Below are 1,437 nucleotides of genomic sequence, written 5' to 3'. Positions count from 1 at the left end.
CGGAATGGAATGAACGCCCCCCACTGTGGCCGACGAGGAAATGCAGGAAGGTGGATCCTCGCGGGCCGACGGCATCAGAGTGCCCAAGATGGGAGATCATGACGATTTCCCAAGGCAAACCGGAGGATCCACGATGAACTATACGACAGTTGGAGCCGATATCGCCAAGAACGTCATCCAGTTGTACTGGGTAGATCCGGACTCCGGGGAGATCATCAACAAAGCAATCAAGCGAGCCGCATTTCTTGAGCACTTCGCGAATCGTGCTCCTTGCCTGATAGGCATGGAAGCATGCGGCGGTGCCCAGCACTGGGCCAGACGACTGCTGGAAATGGGGCATCAAGTGAAGCTGATACCGGCGAAGTTCGCGAAGGCGTTCAATATTCGTAACAAGAACGACGCTGCCGACGCTCGCGCCATCTGGATGGCCACACAGATGCCGGGAAAATCTGTGGCGGTCAAATCAGAGGCTCAGCAAGCCGTACTTGCTCTGCACCGGATACGGCAACAGAAGATTAAGTTCCGGACCATGCAGATGAATTGCCTGCGTGGCCTGCTGACAGAATATGGCGAAGTGATGGGCAAGAGCCGAGCGGCCCTGGACAAAGCAATTCCAGGGGTCCTTGAGCGGATCGCCGGTCGTCTGCCGGCCATGCTCATCGAGTCACTGCGCGAGCAGTGGAATGACCTTCAGAATCTCGATCGGCAGATCGCCGACATCGAGCGGCGTCTGCGGGCATGGCTGAAGGACGACGAAGCATGCAGAAAAATAGCTGAGATCCCGGGCGTAGGACTCGTGACCGCAACGGCGGCCGTCGCCACAATGGGTGATCCGAAAGCGTTCAGAAGCGGCCGCGAATTTGCAGCCTGGCTCGGCCTTGTACCAAAACAGGTTGGTACCGGCGGCAAGATCGTCCTGCTAGGGATAAGCAAGCGAGGTGACACATATCTGCGGACCTTGCTCGTTCACGGAGCGCGAAGCGTGCTCTCGCACTCCCGCGAGCCGGGCGCGTGGATCGAACAGCTCACCAAACGGCGACATCGCAATGTGGCTATCGTAGCTATCGCGAACAAGATAGCCCGTACCATCTGGGCGATCCTTGCTCACGGGAAGCCATACGAAAAGGGTCACGTCAGTAAAGCAGCATGAACTTGCGGTGTTGCATAAAGCATTACGTGCTTTACAGGAGGAACGACACTTCCAAAGGTTGCGTTGGCATTCAAGTGTGATGACACGACAGGTCGGACCGGGACTCGCAAAGCCTGGATTACAGAGAGAGCCTTGAGCTCGAGGACGGAATGAGGCGCGAGTCAGCGGATTTCATCGGGGCCAGCAGCGAAGCAGGCTGCAATAAGGCCGAATGTAGAGCTGCAACCTAACCTGTCACTCAACGCAGGAGAAAGCCGTCGCAAACGGGGGGCGTTCATGTAGACCTC

General features: G+C 57.2%; 1 protein-coding gene. It reads left to right on the top strand.

Annotation, left to right across the window (positions count from 1 at the left end; translation table 11 throughout):
* Positions 1–133: 133 nt before the first annotated feature.
* Positions 134–1,150 carry an IS110 family RNA-guided transposase gene (locus AWB74_RS44505; protein WP_061152795.1) on the top strand — a complete coding sequence of 339 codons (1,017 nt, stop codon included), beginning with the start codon at positions 134–136 and terminating at the stop codon, positions 1,148–1,150.
* The last annotated feature ends 287 nt before the right edge of the window (positions 1,151–1,437 follow it).

Origin of the sequence: Caballeronia arvi, from assembly GCF_001544695.2 — a bacterium.
Classification (GTDB): domain Bacteria; phylum Pseudomonadota; class Gammaproteobacteria; order Burkholderiales; family Burkholderiaceae; genus Caballeronia; species Caballeronia arvi.
This window is presented reverse-complemented; position numbering and strand designations above follow the sequence as displayed.